General features: G+C 56.4%; 1 pseudogene. It reads right to left on the bottom strand.

Going from position 1 to position 810, the window contains the following annotated elements:
* Positions 1-810 (bottom strand): annotated as a pseudogene (locus tag ACMV5H_RS25560) (DDE-type integrase/transposase/recombinase); the annotation flags it as partial.

Genomic DNA, 810 nt, shown 5'->3' with positions numbered 1-810 from the left:
GTTGTCCGTCAGCCACTGCACCGGCTTGTCCGGGAGCGTTGCACCGAAGCGCTTTTCCACCGCTCCCAGCATCACGTCCTGCACGGTTACACTGTCATAACCGCCGGTGCTCGCTGCCCAGTCTATGGCTTCTCTGTCACAGCAGTCCAGCGCGAACGTCACACGCAGTTTTTCTCCGTCGTCACAACCGAACTCGAAGCCATCTGAGCACCAGCGCTGGTTGCTCTCCGGTACCGCTATTTTACCGTTATGTTCACGCTGGGGCCGTTGCGGTTTGTCATGAAGTAACAACAGATTATGCTCGTTCATCACACGGTAAACACGTTTCGCATTTACTGGGGGCAGTCCTTCATCGCGTAGTTGTTTGCGCATGATCCCCCATACACGGCGATAGCCATAGCTGGGCATGTCACTGATGATATCGAGGATGCGTGACAGTACCTCAGCGTCCGCTTCATCGTCTCGCCTGTGACAACGCCTGTCCTGCCAGTCAGCAGAACGGTTTACCCGCAGCGATAACTGCGCACGCGACACACCCATGATCCTGCTTACCGGGGCTATCCCTTGTCCTTTGGCAACAAGGGCGCGTGCGCTATCCATTTTCGTGACTGGCCGTACTCCACGGCCTCTTTGAGGATCTCAACCTCCATGGTCTTCTTACCCAGCAGGCGCTGAAGTTCACGGACCTGCTTCAACGCGGCAACCAGCTCAGATGCCGGAACCACCTCCTCTCCGGCAGCAACAGCGGTAAGGCTGCCTTCCTGATATTGTTTCTTCCACTTGAACAACAGGCTGGGCTGAATGCCATGC

Source organism: Serratia sp. N21D137, from assembly GCF_047530005.1.
Classification (GTDB): Bacteria; Pseudomonadota; Gammaproteobacteria; order Enterobacterales; family Enterobacteriaceae; genus Chania; species Chania fonticola_B.
The sequence above is the reverse complement of the archived record's forward strand: the minus strand, read 5'-3'. Positions and strand labels throughout refer to the sequence as shown.